17 protein-coding genes and 1 tRNA gene are annotated in these 19,250 nt (G+C 65.1%); 11 read left to right on the top strand and 7 right to left on the bottom strand.

Going from position 1 to position 19,250, the window contains the following annotated elements:
• Positions 1–283 precede the first annotated feature (283 nt).
• A complete protein-coding gene (locus DES43_RS02220) occupies positions 284–736 on the top strand; it encodes a DoxX family protein (protein WP_035025232.1) in 453 nt (150 codons plus the stop codon).
• Between the two features lie 117 nt (positions 737–853).
• Positions 854–1,828 carry a complex I NDUFA9 subunit family protein gene (locus DES43_RS02215; RefSeq protein ID WP_035025231.1) on the top strand — a complete coding sequence of 325 codons (975 nt, stop codon included), beginning with the start codon at positions 854–856 and terminating at the stop codon, positions 1,826–1,828.
• Positions 1,829–1,894: 66 nt separating this feature from the next.
• On the opposite strand, the gene DES43_RS02210 is transcribed toward DES43_RS02215, so the two are convergent.
• A complete protein-coding gene (locus DES43_RS02210) occupies positions 1,895–2,833 on the bottom strand; it encodes an undecaprenyl-diphosphate phosphatase (protein WP_035025230.1) in 939 nt (312 codons plus the stop codon).
• A 142-nt stretch (positions 2,834–2,975) separates the two neighbouring features.
• On the opposite strand from DES43_RS02210, the gene DES43_RS02205 reads away from it, so the two are divergent.
• The 9 genes from DES43_RS02205 (at position 2,976) to DES43_RS02165 (ending at position 11,897) form a co-directional block, all read left to right on the top strand.
• Positions 2,976–3,668: a glutathione S-transferase family protein gene (locus DES43_RS02205; RefSeq protein ID WP_035025228.1), complete on the top strand. Its 693-nt coding sequence runs from the start codon at positions 2,976–2,978 to the stop codon at positions 3,666–3,668.
• Positions 3,649–4,809 carry a tRNA epoxyqueuosine(34) reductase QueG gene (gene queG / locus DES43_RS02200; RefSeq protein ID WP_035025226.1) on the top strand — a complete coding sequence of 387 codons (1,161 nt, stop codon included), beginning with the start codon at positions 3,649–3,651 and terminating at the stop codon, positions 4,807–4,809. Before DES43_RS02205 ends, queG begins: the two co-directional genes overlap by 20 nt.
• Positions 4,806–5,711, top strand: a complete 906-nt coding sequence (locus tag DES43_RS02195; RefSeq protein WP_035025224.1) for an SDR family NAD(P)-dependent oxidoreductase — start codon at positions 4,806–4,808, stop codon at positions 5,709–5,711. The genes queG and DES43_RS02195 overlap by 4 nt, the downstream gene beginning before the upstream one ends.
• A gap of 55 nt (positions 5,712–5,766) precedes the next feature.
• Positions 5,767–6,828: a penicillin-insensitive murein endopeptidase gene (gene mepA / locus DES43_RS02190; RefSeq protein ID WP_035025222.1), complete on the top strand. Its 1,062-nt coding sequence runs from the start codon at positions 5,767–5,769 to the stop codon at positions 6,826–6,828.
• Positions 6,829–7,112: 284 nt separating this feature from the next.
• Positions 7,113–8,138, top strand: a complete 1,026-nt coding sequence (locus tag DES43_RS02185; RefSeq protein WP_035025220.1) for a glucokinase — start codon at positions 7,113–7,115, stop codon at positions 8,136–8,138.
• 117 nt (positions 8,139–8,255) lie between these two features.
• On the top strand, positions 8,256–10,109 hold the full coding sequence (locus DES43_RS02180) for an ABC transporter ATP-binding protein (protein WP_035025219.1): 1,854 nt from the start codon (positions 8,256–8,258) through the stop codon (positions 10,107–10,109).
• Complete coding sequence (gene dapB, locus DES43_RS02175; RefSeq protein WP_035025218.1) at positions 10,106–10,915, top strand: 4-hydroxy-tetrahydrodipicolinate reductase; 810 nt, start codon at positions 10,106–10,108, stop codon at positions 10,913–10,915. The genes DES43_RS02180 and dapB overlap by 4 nt, the downstream gene beginning before the upstream one ends.
• 40 nt (positions 10,916–10,955) lie before the next feature.
• A complete protein-coding gene (locus DES43_RS02170) occupies positions 10,956–11,576 on the top strand; it encodes a 2,3-bisphosphoglycerate-dependent phosphoglycerate mutase (RefSeq protein WP_035025215.1) in 621 nt (206 codons plus the stop codon).
• Between the two features lie 105 nt (positions 11,577–11,681).
• Complete coding sequence (locus DES43_RS02165; protein ID WP_035025214.1) at positions 11,682–11,897, top strand: hypothetical protein; 216 nt, start codon at positions 11,682–11,684, stop codon at positions 11,895–11,897.
• 336 nt (positions 11,898–12,233) lie between these two features.
• On the opposite strand, the gene DES43_RS02160 is transcribed toward DES43_RS02165, so the two are convergent.
• From DES43_RS02160 to DES43_RS02135, 6 genes are all read right to left on the bottom strand, one after another.
• Positions 12,234–12,794, bottom strand: coding sequence for a LysE family translocator (locus DES43_RS02160; RefSeq protein WP_035025212.1), 561 nt, complete (start codon positions 12,792–12,794; stop codon positions 12,234–12,236).
• Positions 12,795–12,916: 122 nt separating this feature from the next.
• Complete coding sequence (locus tag DES43_RS02155; RefSeq protein WP_035025211.1) at positions 12,917–13,216, bottom strand: c-type cytochrome; 300 nt, start codon at positions 13,214–13,216, stop codon at positions 12,917–12,919.
• Between the two features lie 11 nt (positions 13,217–13,227).
• Positions 13,228–14,631: a GGDEF domain-containing protein gene (locus DES43_RS02150; protein WP_051520480.1), complete on the bottom strand. Its 1,404-nt coding sequence runs from the start codon at positions 14,629–14,631 to the stop codon at positions 13,228–13,230.
• A 217-nt stretch (positions 14,632–14,848) separates the two neighbouring features.
• Positions 14,849–17,485, bottom strand: coding sequence for an AAA family ATPase (locus DES43_RS02145; protein ID WP_035025209.1), 2,637 nt, complete (start codon positions 17,483–17,485; stop codon positions 14,849–14,851).
• Positions 17,482–18,606, bottom strand: a complete 1,125-nt coding sequence (locus DES43_RS02140) for a metallophosphoesterase family protein (RefSeq protein WP_035025208.1) — start codon at positions 18,604–18,606, stop codon at positions 17,482–17,484. The genes DES43_RS02145 and DES43_RS02140 overlap by 4 nt, the downstream gene beginning before the upstream one ends.
• A 150-nt stretch (positions 18,607–18,756) precedes the next feature.
• Positions 18,757–18,832: transfer RNA gene (locus DES43_RS02135), tRNA-Phe, on the bottom strand.
• Positions 18,833–19,250: the final 418 nt, after the last annotated feature.

The following is a 19,250-nucleotide window of genomic DNA, read 5'->3' as shown; positions in this document are numbered from 1 at the left end:
AGCCGTCCGTTTCCAGATCGGCACGACGCCCCATACCCATGCCGGAACTGCCCTCGCAGGTCCGGCAGGATGCAGGAATGCTCCGCCCATCCAGTTAGCGTCGCGCGTTTTGAGGTGTCACTCAAATGCTATTTCGATGAAGCAGCCTTGCCTTTTCGCATGGCGGATCCGGAAACGGACTGTCACCATTCTGAACCTTGCCTTTCGGGTCAACTTTATTTCATTTGACCGTGAAGATGGCTTTGGGGCGTTAGGAGCGCCTCCGCAACAGGAAGAAGGTTCCATGTCCACAACCACCGAAACCGCGCGTCAGCGCCTCATCGTTCCGGCCCTCGGCGGCATCTATGCCGCGCTGCATGAAGGTTCGGAAACCCTCCTGCGGATCGTTACCGGCGGCATCCTTGCGATCCACGGCTCGTCCAAGATCGTCAGCCCCTTCGGCGCGGCCGAAATGGTCGAGGGCCTTGGTTTCTATCCGGGCGCCTTCTGGTCGCTGCTTCTGTCCTGCGCCGAGTTCTTCGGCGGCATCTTCCTCGCCCTCGGCTTCCTCACCCGCCCCTCGGCCTTCGCCGGCCTGATCGTGCTTCTGGTGACGGTGTGGTTCCACTGGATCACCCTGGGTCAGGGTTTCGCAGGCGCGGAGAAGTCGATCCTCTGGTCGGCCATGCTGTTCTTCTTCGTTATCCGCGGCGCAAACAGCCATTCGGTCGACGCCCGCATCGGCAAGGCTTTCTGATCCCGGCGCGTTCGGTGGGAGCGACCACCGAACGCACTTTGCCTTCGGCGCGAAACGGACTATGTAGCGGCTTCAGCCAAGTCCCGGCCCGGCCGGGGCATATAGCCGGAGCCAATCATGACAGAAATCCTGCAAACTCCCAAGCTCGTGGTCGTCTTCGGCGGGTCCGGTTTCGTGGGCCGCCATGTCGTGCGCGCACTGGCAAGGCGCGGCTATCGCATCCGCGTCGCCTGCCGCCGGCCGGACCTTGCCGGGCATCTCCAGCCGCTCGGCAATGTCGGCCAGATCCAGGCGGTGCAGGCCAATCTGCGTTTCCGCAAGTCCGTCGATCAGGCTGTGATCGGCGCCGACCACATCATCAACCTCGTCGGCATCCTTCATGAGGGCGGCCGCCAGAAGTTCGGGTCGGTGCATGAGTTCGGCGCTCGTGCCGTTGCCGAGGCCGCGCGCAACGCAGGCGCCGGTCTGACCCACGTTTCGGCCATCGGCGCCGACACGCAATCCCCATCGGCTTATGCCCGCACCAAGGCGCGCGGCGAGAAGGCGGTTCTGGAAACGGTATCCGGAGCGACGATCTTCCGCCCCTCGGTCATTTTTGGTCCCGAGGACGGTTTCTTCAACCGCTTCGCCGCCATGTCGCGCTATTCGCCGGCTCTGCCGCTCGTCGGCGGCGGCGAAACGAAGTTCCAGCCCGTCTATGTGGGCGACGTCGCCGAAGCCGTGGCACTTTCCGTCGATGGCGCTGCGGCAGGCGGGCGTGTCTATGAGCTTGGCGGACCGGTTGTCGCCAGCTTCCGCCAGTGCCTTGAGGAGATGCTGGCGGTTATCGAGCGCAAGCGCCTGCTGGTGCCGCTGCCATGGTGGGTGTCGAAGCTTGCCGCGACGTTCCTCGGCCTTCTGCCCAGTCCTTTGCTGACCACGGACCAGGTGGCGCAGCTGCGTTCGGACAACGTGGTCTCGGAGCAGGCGGAAGCCGAAGGGCGCACGCTGGCCGGACTGGGCATCGAGGCACAGTCGATGGCGACCATCCTGCCGAGCTACCTGTGGCGCTTCCGCGCCTCCGGCCAGTTCCAGCGCCGCCAGACGGCGTGAATTCGGGCAGCCGGAGAGGCCGGCTGGCCCGGATGTGGGGCTGATCGAGCGGCCGGCGAACTCCCGTCAGCCGACGATGTAGAGCGCGGCGAGGCCGACCGTGCCCACTATCAGCCGCCACCAGCCGAACAGCTTGTAGCCATGACGGCTGACATAGCCCAGCAGGCCGCGCACGACCACGACCGCGGCCACGAAGGCGGCCACGAAGCCGATGCCGATGATGTGGAGGTCGGAGGCTGAAAGAGCGCTCCAGTTCTTCAGCAGATCGAGCGTGAAGGCGCCGAGCATGGTCGGCATGGCGAGAAAGAACGAAAACTCCGCCGCTGCCCGCTTGTCCGCGCCCAGCAGCAGCCCCCCGACGATCGTTGCGCCCGAGCGCGACGTGCCGGGGATCATGGCCAGGCACTGGAAGAAGCCGATCTTGAGATAGAGCGGCAGCGGGAACTGGCTGACTTCATGATATTTCGGCCTGAGATCGAGCCGGTCGATCCACAGCAGCACGATGCCGCCGAGGATCAGCATGATGCAGATCAGCTTCGGCGTCTCGAACAGCACCGACTTGATGAAGCCGTGCGCCAGCACGCCGATGACCGCGGCCGGCAGGAAGCCGATTGCAAGTCCCACCAGCATGCGCACGGCCGGATCGTCGGGGAGCTGCGGTGGCAGGAACAGGTTTGGACGCCGGCGACGGACGGTTGCCGAAATGAACTCGAAGACGCAGCCGCCCATCCACACCAGCGAGGCGATCACCCCCACGATCACCTCGCCGATGACATGAAGCCGGTCGGACCGCTTCATGAAATCCCAGAAGCGGGCGGCATAGACCGACAGGATGGCGAGAATCGCGCCGAGCTGGATCAGCACCTCGAACGCCTTGCCCGTCGATTCGAAGCCGAGGAAATGGCCGGCCAGAAGGATGTGGCCCGTTGAGGAAACCGGGATGAACTCGGTCAGCCCTTCCAGCAGCCCGAGCAGGAGGGCCTCGGCGATAGTGGTGTTTTCCATGTTTGCCTGGATATTCCCGGTTGCTTGTCAGGGCGGTGTTCTGATCCTATAGGACGCAAAGCTTGACAGTTCGTTGGTGGGCTGCCGAGGCTGTGTGGCGCAACCGGAAATGTGCCGGTGCGCTTTTTTGATCCAAGGAACCATGCTGACGCTTTTTCATCATCCGATGTCCGCTGCCTGTCGTTTCGTCCGAATCGCTTTCGGCGAATATGGAGAGGAATTGGCGTTAATTGAGGAGATGCCCTGGTCGCGCCGCAAGGAATTCCTGGCCCTCAATCCGGCCGGAACGCTTCCGGTCCTGCTCGCCGAGGGCGATGTGCCGATCGTGGGCGCCACCGTGATTGGCGAGTATCTCGATGAAACGCGCGGCGTGCTCAAGCGCGAACGGCGGCTGTTCGCGGAAAATCCCATGGACCGCGCGGAGATACGGCGGCTGGTCGACTGGTATCTGGGGAAAATGGAAAGCGAAGTCACCCGCCATCTGGTGCGTGAGCGGGTTCTGAAGCCGCTGATGCCGAATGCGGCTGGCGGCGGCTCGCCCGATTCCACCGCCATCCGGGCGGCGCGCGCCAACATCCGGCAGCACCTGAAATACACCAACTGGCTGGCGGGCACCCGCCACTGGCTGGCCGGATCGCGCATCACCTATGCCGACCTTGCCGCCGCCGCCGCCTTCTCGGTGCTCGATTATCTCGGCGAGGTCGACTGGCGCGACAATGCCGCGGCGCGCGACTGGTACATGCGGGTCAAATCGCGCCCCTCCTTCCGCCCGTTGCTGGCCGACCGGGTGCGCGGACTGGCGCCGGTGTCGCATTATGCGGACCTCGATTTCTGACCCCGGAAAGCTCCGCGCCCTGATCGACAGGGAGGCCCTGCGCGCCGGTTTCGACCTGTGCGCCGTGACATCTCCCGATTCGATTCCCAAGGCCCCCGCGCGGCTGGCGCAATTCGTGGCCGACCGCTTCCACGGTTCCATGGAATGGATGGAGGAGACCTTCGAGCGGCGTGCGAGACCCAGCGTCCTGTGGCCGGAAGTACGCTCCATCATCGTTCTGGCGATGAACTACGGGCCGGACCACGATCCGCGCGGCATCCTTTCCCTGCGCGACCGGGCCGCCATCTCCGTCTACGCGCGCAACCGCGACTATCACGACGTCATGAAGGGCCGGCTCAAGGAAATCGCCGGCAAGATCGTTTCCCGCGCCGGCGGCGACGTGAAGGTGTTCGTCGATACGGCTCCGGTGATGGAAAAGCCGCTGGCCGAGGCGGCCGGGCTCGGCTGGCAGGGCAAGCACACCAACCTGGTCAGCCGCACGCACGGTTCGTGGCTGTTCCTCGGCTCGATCTTCACCACGGCCGAACTGGAACCGGACGAACGCGACGTCGATCGTTGCGGCTCCTGCCGGGCCTGCCTCGATGCGTGCCCGACCCATGCCTTCCCGGTTCCGTACCGCCTCGATGCGCGCCGCTGCATCTCCTATCTCACCATCGAGAACAAGGGACCGATCCCGCTGGAATTCCGCGAGGCGATGGGCAATCGCATCTATGGTTGCGACGATTGTCTGGCCGCCTGCCCGTGGAACAAGTTCGCCCGCACCGCTTCCGAGGCCAAGCTCGCCGCGCGCGCCGATCTGCGCGAGCCGAGGCTGGCCGATCTGCTCGAACTGGACGACCCAGCCTTTCGTGCCCTCTTTTCCGGCTCGCCGATCAAGCGCATCGGCCGCGACCGCTTCATCCGCAACGTGCTGATCGCAGCCGGAAATTCCGGCGAGACCGGGTTGATCGGGCAAGTTCGCGCTCTGGCGGCTGATGCCTCGCCGCTGGTGCGGGGCGCGGCTATCTGGGCGCTGTCGCGCCTTCTGCCATGGGGCGAGTTTGCAGCGCTTGCGCACCCGGCCTTGCGCGATGAAACCAATGCGGATGTACGCGCGGAATGGGTGCAGGGGATGGATATGGCTGAAAAGGCAAGGGCATGAACGCGCAAGGAATCTTCATTTTCGGCGCAGGCTATTCGGCCCGTGCTTTCGCCGGCCTCTGCCCGAAGGATGTGGCAATGTTCGGCACCACGCGGTCTGAAGAAAATTTCGGCCTGCTGCGCAAGGCCGGCATCTCGCCGCTGCTGTTCGACGGGACATTGACGCCAGCAATCGGACAGACGCTGGCCGACGCCACCCATCTCGTCGTCTCGGTGGCGCCGGGCGAGGCGGGAGATCCGGTACTCAATGCCGCGCGCGATCTCATCGCGGGGCAAATGCCGGCATTGCGCTGGATCGGCTATCTCTCCACTGTCGGCGTCTATGGCGATCATGGCGGCGCGTGGGTGGACGAGGAGACGCCCTGCCGTCCGGTATCGCGCCGTTCCGTGCTGCGGGTCGAGGCGGAGCGCCAATGGCTGGAGCTTGGCGAGGCCATCGGCTGCCCGGTGGCGGTGCTGCGGCTGGCTGGCATCTATGGACCCGGCCGCAACGCCTTCGTCAATCTCAGGGATGGCACGGCCAGACGGCTGATCAAGCCGGGGCAGGTCTTCAACCGCATCCATGTTGCCGATATTGCCGGCGCGCTGGCGCATCTGGCCGGGCATGGGAAGGGCGGCATCTTCAACGTTGCCGATGACGAGCCCGCGCCGCCGCAGGATGTGGTTGCCTTCGCGGCCGGGCTGATGGGCGTCGCTCCGCCGCCGGAAGTCCCGTTTGAGGAAGCGGAGCTGACCCCCATGGCCCGCTCCTTCTACGGGGAGAACAAGCGCGTCTCCAACGCCGCACTGAAAGCTGCTGGCTACCGCTTCCGTTTCCCCGACTACCGTGCGGCGCTCCGCGCCCTGTGGGATGACGGCAACTGGGCGGACGGAGAATCGCGAGCCAGGATGCGTCTGCCTTGATCGTGGCGCAGTTGGCGACATTATGTGATTCGGGTTCTTCCGGCCGGAGGCAGAAATGCGAGCATTGTGGGCGAAGATGACGAAATGCGCGGCGGCGATCGCCGCAATGTCCCTGCTCGCAACGGCGGTTCCGCAGCAGGCGGAGGCGCAGGAACTGGCCAAGACGCTGTTCGGCTCCCACAAGCTGCCCGCCGCCACCCAGCCGCAATCGATCGGCTTCTATTCCAAGGGGTGTTTTTCCGGTGGCGTCGCCATCGCGACCGATGGCCCGACATGGCAGGCCATGCGCCTGTCGCGCAACCGGCGCTGGGGCCATCCGGCAATGATCACGCTGATCGAGAAACTGTCGCGCGATGCGGTGCAGGACGGCTGGCCGGGCCTGCTGCTGGGCGACATCTCGCAGCCACGCGGCGGGCCGATGCTCACCGGCCACGCCTCGCACCAGATCGGCCTCGACGCCGACATATGGTTCACGCCCATGCCCGACCGGCGGCTGACGCCGCAGGAGCGCGAGAACATGTCGGCGGTCTCCCTCATCGATCCGAAGACGCGCAGGGTGGTCGAGAAGCGCTGGACGCCGGCGCATGCCCGGCTGCTGAAGCGCGCCGCCAGCTACCCCGAGGTGGAGCGCATCCTCGTCCATCCCGGCATCAAGAAGAAGCTGTGCGACACGGTGACCGGCGACCGCTCGTGGCTGCGCAAGGTCCGGCCGTTCTGGGGCCATGACTATCATTTCCATGTCCGCATCGGCTGCCAGCCCGGCTCACCCGACTGCAAGCGCCAGGAGGCCGTGCCGGCCGGCGAGGGCTGCGACAAGTCGCTGGCATGGTGGTTCACCGAGGAACCCTGGCGGCCCAATCCCAATCCCGATGCACCGAAGGCGCGCGACGTGATGACCATGTCGTCGCTGCCGAAGGCGTGCCGCGCCGTGCTTGAAGCGCCCGATCCGGTTTCGGTCGCTTCCGTCACCTATCCGTCCGGGGGCGCGGCGACGATCACCCGCGCCGACTCGATCGCGGCAATCGCAGCATCGGGCGGCTTGCCGGCCGCAGCGAGCGCTTTCGCGCCGACGCCCGAGTTTGGCGCGCCGCTGCCCTTCTCCCGTCCGGCCAACTGAGATCTCGTCCGATCGGCGGGACGTGGCATTTCAATCGTTTTAATCGCGGGCGAAAATTCGTTTTCCTTTTACCCGCCATGCGCTAGAGCATTTTGCAGCCGGATGGAATCACCTGGCGTCGCATAAATGCGGCAAAACAAACGGTAGAGCGGCAGCCCGGATCTATCCGGGCATCCGGCGCTCTGGGGCGTCCTGCGGCCGCGTGGAATCATCCGGCTTCGCATGGGCAGGCAGAACAGGAACCGGGCATCGGCCTGAAGGCCGGTCGCTCGTCGGGGACCAGAATGACGGGTTCGGATGCTGGAGAGGTACGGTTCGGGTTTCCGGTCCTGATCGGCGACATCGGCGGCACCAACGCCCGTTTCTCCATCATCCATGACCAAACCTCCGAGGCCGGTGAGCCGCGCATCGTCCAGACGGCGGATTTCGCCAGCGTCGACGATGCGATCCGCGCCACCGTGCTCGACGGCGCCGCTCAGCCGCTCCGCTCGGCCATTCTGGCTGTGGCGGCACCTGTGGAAGGCGACGAGATACCGCTGACCAACTGCCCGTGGATCATCAGGCCGAAGCGGATGCTCGCCGGTCTCGGCCTGAGCGACGTGCTTCTGCTCAACGATTTCGAGGCGCAGGCGCTGGCTGTCGCCGCCCTCGGCATGGAGCATATGGAAAAGATCGGCGGCGGCGCGCCCGTGCCCGGCGCCGCGCGGGTCGTGCTCGGGCCTGGTACCGGTCTGGGCGTCGCCGGCCTTGTCCATGCCTTCGGCGGATGGGTGCCGGTGCCGGGCGAGGGCGGCCATGTCGATCTCGGGCCGCGCACCCCGCGCGACAACGAGGTATTCCCGCACCTGGTCACGCTCGACGGACGCGTTTCCGGCGAGGATATTCTGTGCGGTCGCGGCCTCGTCAACCTGTATCGCGCGATTGCCCTTGCCGACGGGCACAAGCCGGCCCTGACCGCGCCATCCGACATCACGGCTGCGGGGCTTGCGGGCAGCGATGCGACGGCAGTCGAGACGCTCGAGACCTTCACCACCCTGCTGGGCCGTGTCGCGGGCGACGTGGCGCTGATCTTCAAGGCGCGGGGTGGCGTCTATCTCAGCGGCGGCATCGCCCAGAAGATCGTCCCGGCGCTGAAGGCCGGCAATTTCCGCGCAGCTTTCGAGGACAAGGCTCCGCACCATGCGCTGATGGGTTCGATCCCCGTCTATGTGGTGGGGCATCCGCTGGCCGCACTTGCCGGGCTCGCCGCCTATGCACGAACGCCTTCCGGCTTCGGTGTCGAGACCGCCGGGCGGCGCTGGCAGGGGTAAGCCTTGCGGCCGTCAATTTTGGCCGGCCCCATAGGCAAACGCGTGCAAAGGCTCTAAGAGGATGCCCGGCGTCTTCCGGCGTCTTCGCACCAGATCAATGCAGCGACGGATCGAGCTTTGAGCGTCGGCACCAAAAGCAGCAAGCCCGAGCCCGGTGAAGTCGTCGCCGTGCTGAAGCGCATCTTCGCCGAGAACGGCCGCGAATATATCGGCTACTATGCCTTCACCATATTCTGCCTGCTCGTCTCTGCCGCGACCGCCGGCCTCGCCGCGTGGATCATGCAGCCGCTGGTCGACGACATTTTCGTCGCGCAGCGCTACGAACGCGCGCCGCTGATCTGCGGCGCCATCATCGCCATCTTTCTGATCCGCGGCGCCGCCACCTATGGCTATTCGGTCACGCTGGCGAAGATCGGCAACAATGTCGTGGCGCGCTACCAGAAGCGGGTTTTCCAGCACCTGATGCGCCTCGGCATGGATTTCTTCAGCGATACGAGGTCCGGCCGGCTGGCCGCGCGCATCAACGAGAACGTCGCGGGCATTCGCGACCTGATGGGCATGACGCTGCGTTCCGTTGCCGGCGACCTCGTTGCTCTGGTTGGGCTGATCGGTGTCATGATCTGGCAGCAACCCTTCCTTGCCGCCTCTATCGTCATCGTCGGCCCGCCGCTGGTGTGGGCTGTCAACTATATCATGCGCCGGGTGCGCTCGGTGACGCGCGAATCCGTCACCGTCAACTCGCATCTGATCGGGGCCATGCAGGAGGCGGTGCAGGGCATCGCTGTGGTCAAGGCGTTCACGATGGAAGAGCAGCTTGCGGCCCGCATCGGCCAGCTGGTCGATCAGGCGGAGGGGCGTTACAACAAGATCGCCCGCGTGTCGGAACGGCTGGGGCCGATCACCGAGAGCCTCGCCGGCTTCGCCGTCGCCGGCGTCATCGGCTACGCCTCCTACAAGGCCGCGACCACCAACCATCCGCCCGGCGACGTCATGGCCTTCATCACCGCTCTGCTGCTGGCCTACGATCCGGCCCGCCGGCTGGCGCGCACACAGGTCAATGTCGAGCGCGCGCTGGTCAATGCGCGCATGATCTACGAGATCCTCGACCTCGAGCCGCGGCAGGGCGACGTGCCGGATGCCGGGGCGCTCGCCGTGCCGCAGGGCGAGGTGCGATTCGAGAAAGTGTCCTTCTCCTATGTGCCCGGCCAGCCGGTGCTGAACGAGGTGAGCTTCACCGCCGCCCCCGGCAGGACGACGGCCATCGTCGGCGCTTCAGGCGCCGGCAAGTCCACGCTGGTGGCGCTCCTGCAGCGCTTCTACGACGTCGATGGCGGGGCCATCACGATCGACGGTCAGGATGTGTCGAAGGTGACGAAGCGCTCGCTGCGCCAGTCCATCGCCTATGTCTCGCAGCAGCCCTATCTGTTCGAGGGGTCGATCCGCGACAACATCCGCTATGGCCGTCCCGATGCATCCGACCGGGAAATCGAACTGGCAGCCAGGCTGGCCGCAGCCGATGAGTTCATTCGCCAGCAGCCCGAAGGTTACGACACGCAGGTCGGCGAGAACGGCGCCTCGCTTTCGGGCGGGCAGCGCCAGCGCGTTTCGATTGCACGCGCCATCGTTCGCGATGCACCGATCCTGTTGCTCGACGAGGCGACATCGGCGCTCGACAACGAGTCGGAAGCGCGGGTGCAGCAGGCGCTGAACGAGGCGATGCGCGGCCGCACCACCATCGTCATCGCTCACCGGCTCTCCACCGTCGTCAATGCCGACAGCATCGTCGTTCTGGAGCAGGGCAGGGTGGTCGAGCAGGGCACCCATACGCAACTGATGGCCGAACCGAACGGCGTCTATGCGCGCTTCTATCGTTTCCAGGGCGATAACGGGCTGGGCCTCGTCGAGGACGTGCCAACGGATGGGCCAGCGGACGGGGCCGATACATCCGAAATTTCCGGGAGAAGCATATGAGCGATATGGGCCTTGTGGTCGTCGGCGCGGGCGGCCGCATGGGACTGGCGCTGGTGCGCGCCGTGCATGAGACGGAAGGCGCGCGCGTCGTCGCGGCGGTGGAACGCAAGGGTTCGCCAGCCATCGGCAAGGATATCGGCGAACTGGCCGGGCTCGGGCCGTTGGGCGTCATCGTGAGCGGCGATCCGCTGGCCGCCTTCGCCAAAGCCGATGGCGTGCTCGACTTCACCGCGCCTGCGGCAAGCGTGGAATTTGCCGGCTATGCCGCGCAGGCGCGCATTGTCCACGTGCTGGGAACCACCGGCCTGAAGGCCGACGACGATGCCCGCATCGCGGCGGCTGCCCGTCACGCGACCATCGTCAGGTCCGGCAATATGAGCCTTGGCGTCAACCTGCTGGCGCTGCTGGTCGAGCAGGCGGCGCGCGCGCTGGCTGCAGAGGATTTCGACATCGAGGTTCTGGAAATGCATCATCGCAACAAGGTCGATGCGCCCTCTGGCACCGCTTTGCTTCTGGGGGAAGCGGCGGCGGCTGGACGCGGCATTGCCCTTTCCGGCAACGATGTGCGCGTTCGCGACGGCCACACCGGTCCGCGCGAGACGGGCAGCATCGGCTTCGCCACGCTGCGCGGCGGCTCGATGCCCGGCGACCATTCGGTGATCCTCGCCGGCAATGGCGAGGTGATCACCCTGTCCCATCACGCCCAGGACCGGGCGATCTTCGCGCGCGGCGCGGTCAAGGCGGCCCTGTGGGCGCGCGGCCGCAAGCCGGGCCTCTATTCGATGCGTGACGTGCTGGGCTTCTGAGCCGGGCCGTTTCGCTGGCAAGCAACTGGAAGGAGCAAACATGTCCGGAACCCTCGTGCTCGTGCGCCACGGCCAGAGCGAATGGAACCTGAAGAACCTGTTCACCGGCTGGCGTGACGTGGACCTGACCGAGCAGGGCCATGGCGAGGCGCGCGCCGCCGGGCAGAAGCTGAAGGAGCGCGGCCTGAAGTTCGACATCGCCTTCACCTCAGACCTCCAGCGCGCGCAGAAGACCTGCCAGCACATCCTCGATGCGGTCGGCCAGAGCGACCTGAAGACCATCCGCAATCTGGCGCTGAACGAGCGCGACTATGGCGACCTTTCCGGCCTCAACAAGGACGATGCCCGCCAGAAATGGGGCGAGGATCAGGTGCATGTCTGGCGCCGTTCCTATGATGTGCCCCCGCCCGGCGGCGAGAGCCTGAAGGACACGGGCGCCCGCGTCTGGCCCTACTACCTGCACGACATGCAGCCGCATGTGCTGCGCGGCGAGACGGTTCTGGTGGCGGCGCACGGCAATTCTCTGCGCGCGCTGATCATGGCGCTCGACGGGCTGTCGGGCGAGGAGGTGGTGAAGGTGGAACTCGGAACCGGCGTGCCGATCGTCTATCGCCTCAACGCCGATTCCACCGTCGCCTCCAAGGAAATCCTCGAAGGCTGATTCGGGCTTCAACGGTATGATCCTGCTGCGCGATCTCGGCAACGAGAGCGCGCAGCCATGCGTTGCCGGGGTCCGCCCGGCATTCTCGTGCCTGTAGAGACAGACATGCAACGGCGGCGCCGGTACGGGGAAGTCCACGATCCGCGTCGGCAGGCCCCGGTTGACGATGCGCGCATAGCGCTCCGGCATGGTGAGCAGATATCCGGTTTCCGCGACCAGCATCGATGCCGCGAAATATTGCTGGCAGCGCAAGGCGATGCGGCGCTGATGGCCGATGCGGGCAAGCTCGATGTCTTCCAGGCTCACGCCCTTTGGCCGTGAAGAAACCAGGATGTGCTCCTGCGCCAGATAGGCCGGCAGATCGAGCTCTCCCGCCAGCGCCGAAGTGGCTTTCGTCGGCCTCGACTTCACCACTCATGAGACCGGGTTGCGAAGCCGCCAGTTCCGCGAAAATGACCTCGCGCAGCTTGTGGAAGAACAGGACCGCGGTGTTGCGATTAACGCCGGTCAAGTCGGCTGCCGAACGGGCCGTTGAGCCGGCGCGGAAATACTTCAAAAGCTCAATCTGGACGTGCTTAGCAAGCCTACTCCGCCGCCTTGCCCTAACCATATGACAAAAATAGCCCTTCTCAGCTATCTATGTCAGACCCTTTGCTTTTATCCCGCAATGGCGCCGGATGCCGCTACCAGCGAAAACAGGCCGACGACGATCGCGGCTATCCGGTAGGCGTAAGGCTTCATCCGTCCGGGCAGGGATGATCCGAACAGGGTCCACAGAGCTCCGGCAGCCAGCGAAAGGGCGATGAAGGCTCCTGTCGCCTGTGTTCTGAGTTCCACTTCCATGCCGGGGAGGAGAACGGCGCCGACCAGCATTGCCTTGGGGTTGAGCAGGGTCGTCAGGAAGACCCTTCGCAGCGCAACCGTGCGCCCGCATGCGGGAGACTGCATTTTCTGACGCCATAGCTTCCATGCCGAAAACAGCAGCCAGACCGCCGCCACGGCTTTCATGGCCTGCATGGCAGCCGGGGAATTGCCCACCGCGTCGGCAAGCACAACATAGAAGGTCACGGCGAGCAGATAGCCCGCAGCTTCCGCAAGAGGCAGAAGCATCGCACTGCGCCAGCCCATCGCCGCACCCGACGCAGCGAGGATCGTGTTGGTGGGGCCGGGGGTCAGAAGTATGAAAGCCACGGCCAGAATGAATGAAGCGAGCGACATTGAACCCCTGCCTGATCTGCCGCAGCATATCAGGAACGAGACCTCGGGATTTGATGCGGATCAAGAAAGATCGCAGCGGACCGCGCCTCAGGGTTGGCCCCCGGGCGGTTTCCTCTTCCCTGTCAGGGTGTCTGGATGGTGTCCAGATAGGCGAGCAGTGCTTCCACCTGCTCCGACGTCGCCTTGAACTCCGGCATGTCGGGATGGCCGCTGTAGATGCCTTCCACGAAGGCTTCCTCCAGCGCGTCGAGCGGATAACGTTTTGCAAGATCGCGCATGGGCGGCGCTTCCGGATGCTTGCTCGTGTCCGTGGCCGACACAGCATGGCAGGGCGAACAGTTGAGTTCCGCAATATCGCGGCCGCGACTGACGAGGTCGTCCGCCGATACGGGTGTGCAGAACGCTGTGGCTAACAGGATCATGGCTGGGCGCTTCATGGAACCTGTTGTCGCTTATAATGGTTAACGACCGGTTCCGGAGGCGCAGCTTCCTGTCGGGCGGCGGTGCTCCCGGGTCTTGTGTCCCCGCATACGCAGACGCGGTTGCGGCCCTCCTGCTTTGCCCGGTAGAGGGCCTTGTCGGCGGCATTGATCATGTACTGATAATCCGGGTGCCCTTCGAAGCTTGCCACGCCGACCGAGGCCGTGATCTCGACCGTGCGCGTTTCCGAGACCCGCGGCCTTTGGGCGGCGATACCCTGACGGATGCGCTCCGCGATGATCTGCGCCTCTGTCCGGTCCGTTTCGACCAGGGCGATCAGGAACTCCTCGCCGCCATAGCGGAAAACGTAGTCGCTGCTGCGGACCGCGCCGAGCAGATATTCGGCGACACAGCCCAGAACCGCATCGCCTGCGGAATGGCCGTAAGTGTCGTTGACGGTCTTGAAGTGATCGACATCCACCATGAGCAGGGTGAACGGGGAGCCGGAGCTTTTTGCCAGCGATATCTCCCTGCCCAGAATGGATGGCAGGAAGCGCCGGTTCAGCGTCCGGGTCAGCGGGTCCCGGCCGTTTTCGATGTTGGCCGCAGTCTGGAACAGCTCGTTGAGCAGGTACTTGAGCTCCTCCACCTGCCGCTGGAGATCGGAGACGGCCGCTGGTTCCCTGCCGGATATCGCCGGAATCGTGCGCTGGTCGATCTGGCGGATCAGATCCTCGATACGGCCAAGAACGGTGGACCCCTGAAACAGCACGGCTGCGCGGTGCCTTACCCAAAGGCCGAAAGGCGACGCAGAGAGCATATTGCGTGCCTCTTCCGTTTTCTCGCCAAGCAGACTGAAGAGAACGGACTGGCTCCATTCCATCAGGGCTGCACGCTGGGTTTCCCGTTCCAGATTGATGTCCTGTCCGAGCGAGAAAAGCCGGAACGCCTCGTCGGTCTGGGCACGGCTTCTGGTGTCGGAGACATAGGCTTCCGTCATGAAACGCATGGCGAAGTCTATTGCCTCGTCCAGCAGGATGATCGTCTCGGCCGTGGTCGTGGCGTCCAGCCCCAGAACGGAAACCCGCCGCGCGATTTCGGTCTTGAGAAGGGTCATGCCCTCCATCACGATATCGTTCGGCACCTTCAGCCGGGCATGCACTTCCCCGATCTTGATCTGGCGCTGCTCGAACCCGGAGGTGTCCGACCGCAAATCCTCGTCGACCAGATCGAGCAGCCATTGGCGAAGCGAATAGCGCAGGCGTTGATTGACGACCGAATGGCTGAGATAGGCCGAGGCTTCCTCATGGAGGAGAAAGGTCGAATAGAATGCGTCGACGAGCTGTTCGACATTCTCGCCGACGATTGCGGCAAGGCGCTCAAGGGCTGCCGAGACGGTATGGTCCGATGCCGCCATCCAAAAGGACAAGCCCGGCCTTTCGATGCTTGGCAATTTTCCGCTCCAGGGGTTGATCAAAGGACCCCGTAGCCCTCCCGCGCGAATCCATCAAGCTTTCTCGCCGCGCTTCTCCGGTCTCGCTGGACGATATGTAGAGGTTCCGGAATTTGGGCTTTATCCGGTGCCGTTCCGGTCGAAACACGTGGCGGAAGGTCAGCGGCACGCTGTTCCTGTCTTACGGGCTTGAGGGCAGCCAGTCCGTCATTCGAAGGATATTCCCGCCGAGTTTCTGGAATGCGCGCTGGCGGCAGGTGAAGACGATGATCTGCTGGTCGCGGGATTGCCGGTGGAGGGCGTCGAACATCCTCTCGATGCGGTCGTCGTCCGAATAGACCAGCGCATCGTCGAGGATGACCGGAGCCGGCCGCCCGTCGCGGGCGAGCAGCCGCGCGAAGGCCAGACGCGTAAGCACGGAAAGCTGCTCGCGCATGCCGCCGCTCAGGCGCTCGACCTCTTCCTCCTGTCCGTTCCGCAGGATGGTCTGCGGCAGCAGCGTCCTGTCGTCGAAAGTGATGGAGACATCGTCGAAGAGCAGGCCGATCAGTGGCCGCAATTCGGTCATCACCGGCTTCAGATAAAGCTCGCTTGCCTGTGAGCGCGCCGCCTCCAGCGCGGATGAAAGCCGCTGCAAAACCCTGATTTCCTTCTCGAAGGCATCGACCCTGCCGGTCGCCGCCGAAAGGGCATCGCCGGTTTCGCGCCATTTTTCCTCGACAGCCTCATCCGCATAGGCACGGATACGGCCGTTCAGTTCGGCGGTCGTCTCGCGCAGCGCTCCGGCTTCCGTTTCTGCGGCCGCCTCGGCGGAGCGGGCCCGTTTCAGGGCGGCCTCGACCGACTCGAGATCGACGGCCGCATCGCGCAGTTTCTGCAACTGGAGTTCCTGCGTCTGAACGCTCTGCCCGAAGCGTTCCAGCTGCTCCGAGAGTGCCCGCTGCCGGTCGGCGCGCGTATCTTCCGGGCCGAGCAGTGCCTCGATCTGGGCCATTTCAGCCCGCAGCGTCACCAGGCTCGTCTGGGCCGCAATGAACGCTTCGTCGGCGATGCGCTGGAGCGGTTCCGCTTCCCGCAATGCCTGGCGCGCCGATTTGCGGCGTTCTTCGGCACCCGCATGGGCGGTTTCAAGCTGTTCAGTGCTGCTCCCGGTTTCATCGGGGTGAGACGCGGGGGCCGGCTCCTGCGCGGCACATTCTTCCCGCAGCTTCGCCAACCCATCCGGCGCCAGCGCGGACAAGCGGCTGCGCAGGCCCTGCGCCTCCATGGCAAGCTGTTGGGCCTGCATCTGCCGCGACCTTGCCGCCGCGACATCGTCCACAGCCAGCGCTTCCAGCAATGCCCGCTTCTTTTCTTCTGCCCGGTGCAGCCGTCCGTCGCTTTGTGCGGGGCGGTTCGCCCTCAGTGTGATGGAGCCGATGCCCGGTATGGAAAGCTGCGCCTGCTCGCCGTAGCGGCGTTCCTCTCCGTCGCCGAGCGGGACGCCGTCCATTTTCACGGGATCGATGCCGCCGCGCTCATAGGCGACAACAACCGATGGACGGGCCGCGTCTTCGAGCGCGCGCAGCCGGGCGACCTCGATTTCCAGAGCCTGAAGATCTTCGATGGCCTTCGGGTCGGTCTTCAGAACGGCATGTCTCGCTTCCACCTGTTCGAGTATGAGACGGGTCTCCTCGGCCGCGCTCAACCGCTCCTTCAGCTTTGCATGACGCTCCGCCGCGTCCCGCGCTTTCAGCGCGGCATCCATTCGGGCGAGCAGATCGCGCGCTTCCTGCTCTTCCTGTTCGGCAATATCGGCCGCTTCCCGCGCGCTGGCCATGGCATCGGCGGCCTCCCGCCGTTTTGCCAGAGCCCCCGCATGCTGTCGTTCCGCGTCGTCCAGCCTGCCGCGCAGAAGCCTGGCCTTCTCAAGCGCATCCTGCAATGCCTGGACCTCGCGCGCGGCGGCATCGCGGCGTTCACGGGCGAGGCTCAGTTCCGCTTCCGCAGCCTTCAGCGTGTCGATCCGGGCTCTGGCCTGATCGAAGGCGGCCTGCGCCCTGTCGACGGCGGCCTTGCGTTCCTGCCGGTCTTCGGCGCGGTCCAGCTCGGCCAGCCGCCTTGCGGCGGCAGCCCGCTTGTCGAGCGCGTCCCGCAGCGCCGCAACCTCTCCGGCAAGCCGCTGCTCTTCCATGGCCAGCCTGTCGCGGGCCTCGATCGCGGTGGCGTAGCGGCCACCGGTTTTCGGCCGGCCGGTTGCGGTCACCAGTTCGGAAAGAGCTTGCGCCGTGGCCGCCATGATGTCCGCCATCCGCCGCCCGCCGGTGATGGCTTCCACCTCTCCCTGAACGGATTCCAGCAGGGTCTTGCGAACTTCCTTTTCGCTGTCCTCTTCCGAACGGCTGCGCTTTTCGATGCCGGTGATGCCCTGCCGCACCCACAACAGCCCGGCGGGGCCGGCACTGCCGCCCCTGATCAGGTTGCCGATGAAATTTTCCGCCTCATCGGCCTGGGCCAGAAGACGTCCGCTCGACAGGTCGGACACGCGGGCAGAGCGGCCGCCATAATACTGCTTGGTGATGCGGAAGGAGCCCTCCGCGGTGGCGATGTCGGCCTCCACCAGCGGATTGCCGCCGCTGTAGGGGCGCAGGCTCCGGACATCGCCGGATGTGCTGGAATGCGGCTGGAAGAACAGCGCATGAAGCGCCTCGAAGCTCGTCGACTTGCCGAACTCGTTGGCGGCGCAAAGCACGTTGACGCCGTCGCCGATCCCTTCGATTGCGACCCCGCGTCCGGCAAAGCGCTTCACATTGAATAGCCGCAGCGCCGAGATCTTCATGGCGTCACCGCCCGCGCGAGGGAGTAGAGCCGGCCGAGCGCGGCCTGCGCGATGTCGCGCTCGGCCGCAGGGCGGCTTTCGTCCGTGGCTTCCGCCAGCAGGGCATTCGCGGCTTCACGCAGCGCGCCAGCCCTGTCGATCTGATCGAGATCGCCGATTTCGCATTCCGTTTCGAGGCCGCTGTCGTCGAGCTCCATGAATGCGAAGTCCGGCGCCAGGCTCTTTGTCGCCTCCGCCAGTGCCGCTCGGCCGGAAAGACGGCAGCGTCCCGAGGCCGCCACGCGCACAAGCGATTGCCGGCGCTGCCTCGTCTCGGGAAGCAGGGCTTCCAGCGCGCTGGCTGCATCGTCGCCGTCCAGCATATGCAGTTCCAGCGTGCGCCACGCAAAGCTTGCCGTGGGAAGCGAGGTCACCTCCGGCAACGCGGAAGGCCCGGCGATCTGCACCAGCAGGGCTTCACCCGGCCGGTCGTGCTTGAAACGGTCGGGTTCGGGCGTGCCGCTGTAGCGTGTGCGCGCATCGATCCCGATAGCGCCGTGCCAGTCGCCCAGCGCCAGATAGTCGAGGCCGGCGCGGCGTGCCCGGTCGGGCGCGATGACCTCCGAGGCTGCCGCATCCTCGGAAAAACTCTGGATCGCGCCGTGGGCCAGCCCGACGCGGATCGCCCCTTCCGGCGAAGCTGCGCTGTCCATCCATTCGGTAAGGTCCCGGCCGGGGCGTCGCGTGGTGCATGGCGCCGGCAACAGAACGGCGTCGCGCGCCAGCTCAAGCGGCCGGGGCTCCAGCGCCAGAACGACATTTTCCGGGGCTTCCGCTTTCAGCGTCGTCCAGAGCTGCGATGCCTGCAACGAATCGTGATTTCCGGGCAGGATCACCCACCGGATCGGTGCATGATGGGCCATTTCGGCAAGCGCCTGACGGCGGATGTCCGGGGCGGGCGTCTCCGTGTCGAACGTATCGCCTGCCAGCAGGATGGTGGACGCTCCCTGCTCGCGCGCATGCTGCGCCAGCCGTGCGAGCACCGTATGGCGCGCTTCGCGCAGCCGGCCCGGCAGGTCGCCGGAGAAATTGCCGAAGCGCTTTCCCAGATGCAGGTCGCTCGAATGAATGAAACGCAGCATGATGAACCGGCTATTCCAATCTTCCCGGGTGCCTCGTCGCGGACAAGCCGCCATCTGCGATGTCAGCCAGAGTCGCGCCGAAAAGGCAACGGAGCGCCGCGCATGGCGGGACGTTTCGGAAAATATCGGGCAGGTTCAGAGAAGAACGAGTGGTGCCCAGGGACGGAATTGAACCGCCGACACTGCGATTTTCAGTCGCATGCTCTACCAACTGAGCTACCTGGGCCTGTCTCGAAGAAGCCGGAGGGATTTCCCGGCCCGGCACGACGCCGGAACGCCTGCGAGAGCGCGTGGGTTATAGCACGAGATTTCCGCCTGTCCAGCCGCCTTGAGCGATTTGTCGTCGCTTTTCCTGGCGCAGCCGCCCGGGTTTGAACGATACATATGAACGATCAGAACAAATATTTGAAATAAAAGAGAAAATATCCGCTGCGCGAAGGGCTCGGCCCTTGAAAAGCCGCGATTGCAACCCAGCTTGAAGCCATGTGCACGGAAACTTTCACACTTATGTCGAGGATGGCCGGCAAAGCACGGCATGTGGCCCGGGGCGAAGCGACTGAATCCTGACGGCCGCGCCCTTTTCGCTCCGGGACAAGCCTGAAAGCGGCTCATTCCCTGCGACGCCCATATGTCGCCCCGAAGGA

The sequence above is a fragment of the Aquamicrobium defluvii genome, from assembly GCF_004363725.1.
Taxonomy (GTDB): domain Bacteria; phylum Pseudomonadota; class Alphaproteobacteria; order Rhizobiales; family Rhizobiaceae; genus Mesorhizobium; species Mesorhizobium defluvii.
Note: the sequence above shows the minus strand (reverse complement) of the source record. Positions and strands in the feature narration are given on the sequence as shown.

Excerpts from the sequence above, each read along its gene's own strand:
- DES43_RS02170 (WP_035025215.1), top strand. The coding sequence starts at position 10,956 with ATGTCCGGAACCCTCGTGCTCGTGCGCCACGGCCAGAGCGAATGGAAC.
- DES43_RS02160 (WP_035025212.1), bottom strand. The coding sequence starts at position 12,794 with ATGTCGCTCGCTTCATTCATTCTGGCCGTGGCTTTCATACTTCTGACC.
- DES43_RS02215 (WP_035025231.1), top strand. The coding sequence starts at position 854 with ATGACAGAAATCCTGCAAACTCCCAAGCTCGTGGTCGTCTTCGGCGGG.
- DES43_RS02165 (WP_035025214.1), top strand. The coding sequence starts at position 11,682 with ATGCAACGGCGGCGCCGGTACGGGGAAGTCCACGATCCGCGTCGGCAG.
- dapB (WP_035025218.1), top strand. The coding sequence starts at position 10,106 with ATGAGCGATATGGGCCTTGTGGTCGTCGGCGCGGGCGGCCGCATGGGA.
- DES43_RS02145 (WP_035025209.1), bottom strand. The coding sequence starts at position 17,485 with ATGAAGATCTCGGCGCTGCGGCTATTCAATGTGAAGCGCTTTGCCGGA.
- DES43_RS02155 (WP_035025211.1), bottom strand. The coding sequence starts at position 13,216 with ATGATCCTGTTAGCCACAGCGTTCTGCACACCCGTATCGGCGGACGAC.
- DES43_RS02205 (WP_035025228.1), top strand. The coding sequence starts at position 2,976 with ATGCTGACGCTTTTTCATCATCCGATGTCCGCTGCCTGTCGTTTCGTC.
- mepA (WP_035025222.1), top strand. The coding sequence starts at position 5,767 with ATGCGAGCATTGTGGGCGAAGATGACGAAATGCGCGGCGGCGATCGCC.
- DES43_RS02140 (WP_035025208.1), bottom strand. The coding sequence starts at position 18,606 with ATGCTGCGTTTCATTCATTCGAGCGACCTGCATCTGGGAAAGCGCTTC.
- DES43_RS02210 (WP_035025230.1), bottom strand. The coding sequence starts at position 2,833 with ATGGAAAACACCACTATCGCCGAGGCCCTCCTGCTCGGGCTGCTGGAA.
- DES43_RS02150 (WP_051520480.1), bottom strand. The coding sequence starts at position 14,631 with ATGGCGGCATCGGACCATACCGTCTCGGCAGCCCTTGAGCGCCTTGCC.
- queG (WP_035025226.1), top strand. The coding sequence starts at position 3,649 with ATGCGGACCTCGATTTCTGACCCCGGAAAGCTCCGCGCCCTGATCGAC.
- DES43_RS02185 (WP_035025220.1), top strand. The coding sequence starts at position 7,113 with ATGACGGGTTCGGATGCTGGAGAGGTACGGTTCGGGTTTCCGGTCCTG.
- DES43_RS02220 (WP_035025232.1), top strand. The coding sequence starts at position 284 with ATGTCCACAACCACCGAAACCGCGCGTCAGCGCCTCATCGTTCCGGCC.
- DES43_RS02195 (WP_035025224.1), top strand. The coding sequence starts at position 4,806 with ATGAACGCGCAAGGAATCTTCATTTTCGGCGCAGGCTATTCGGCCCGT.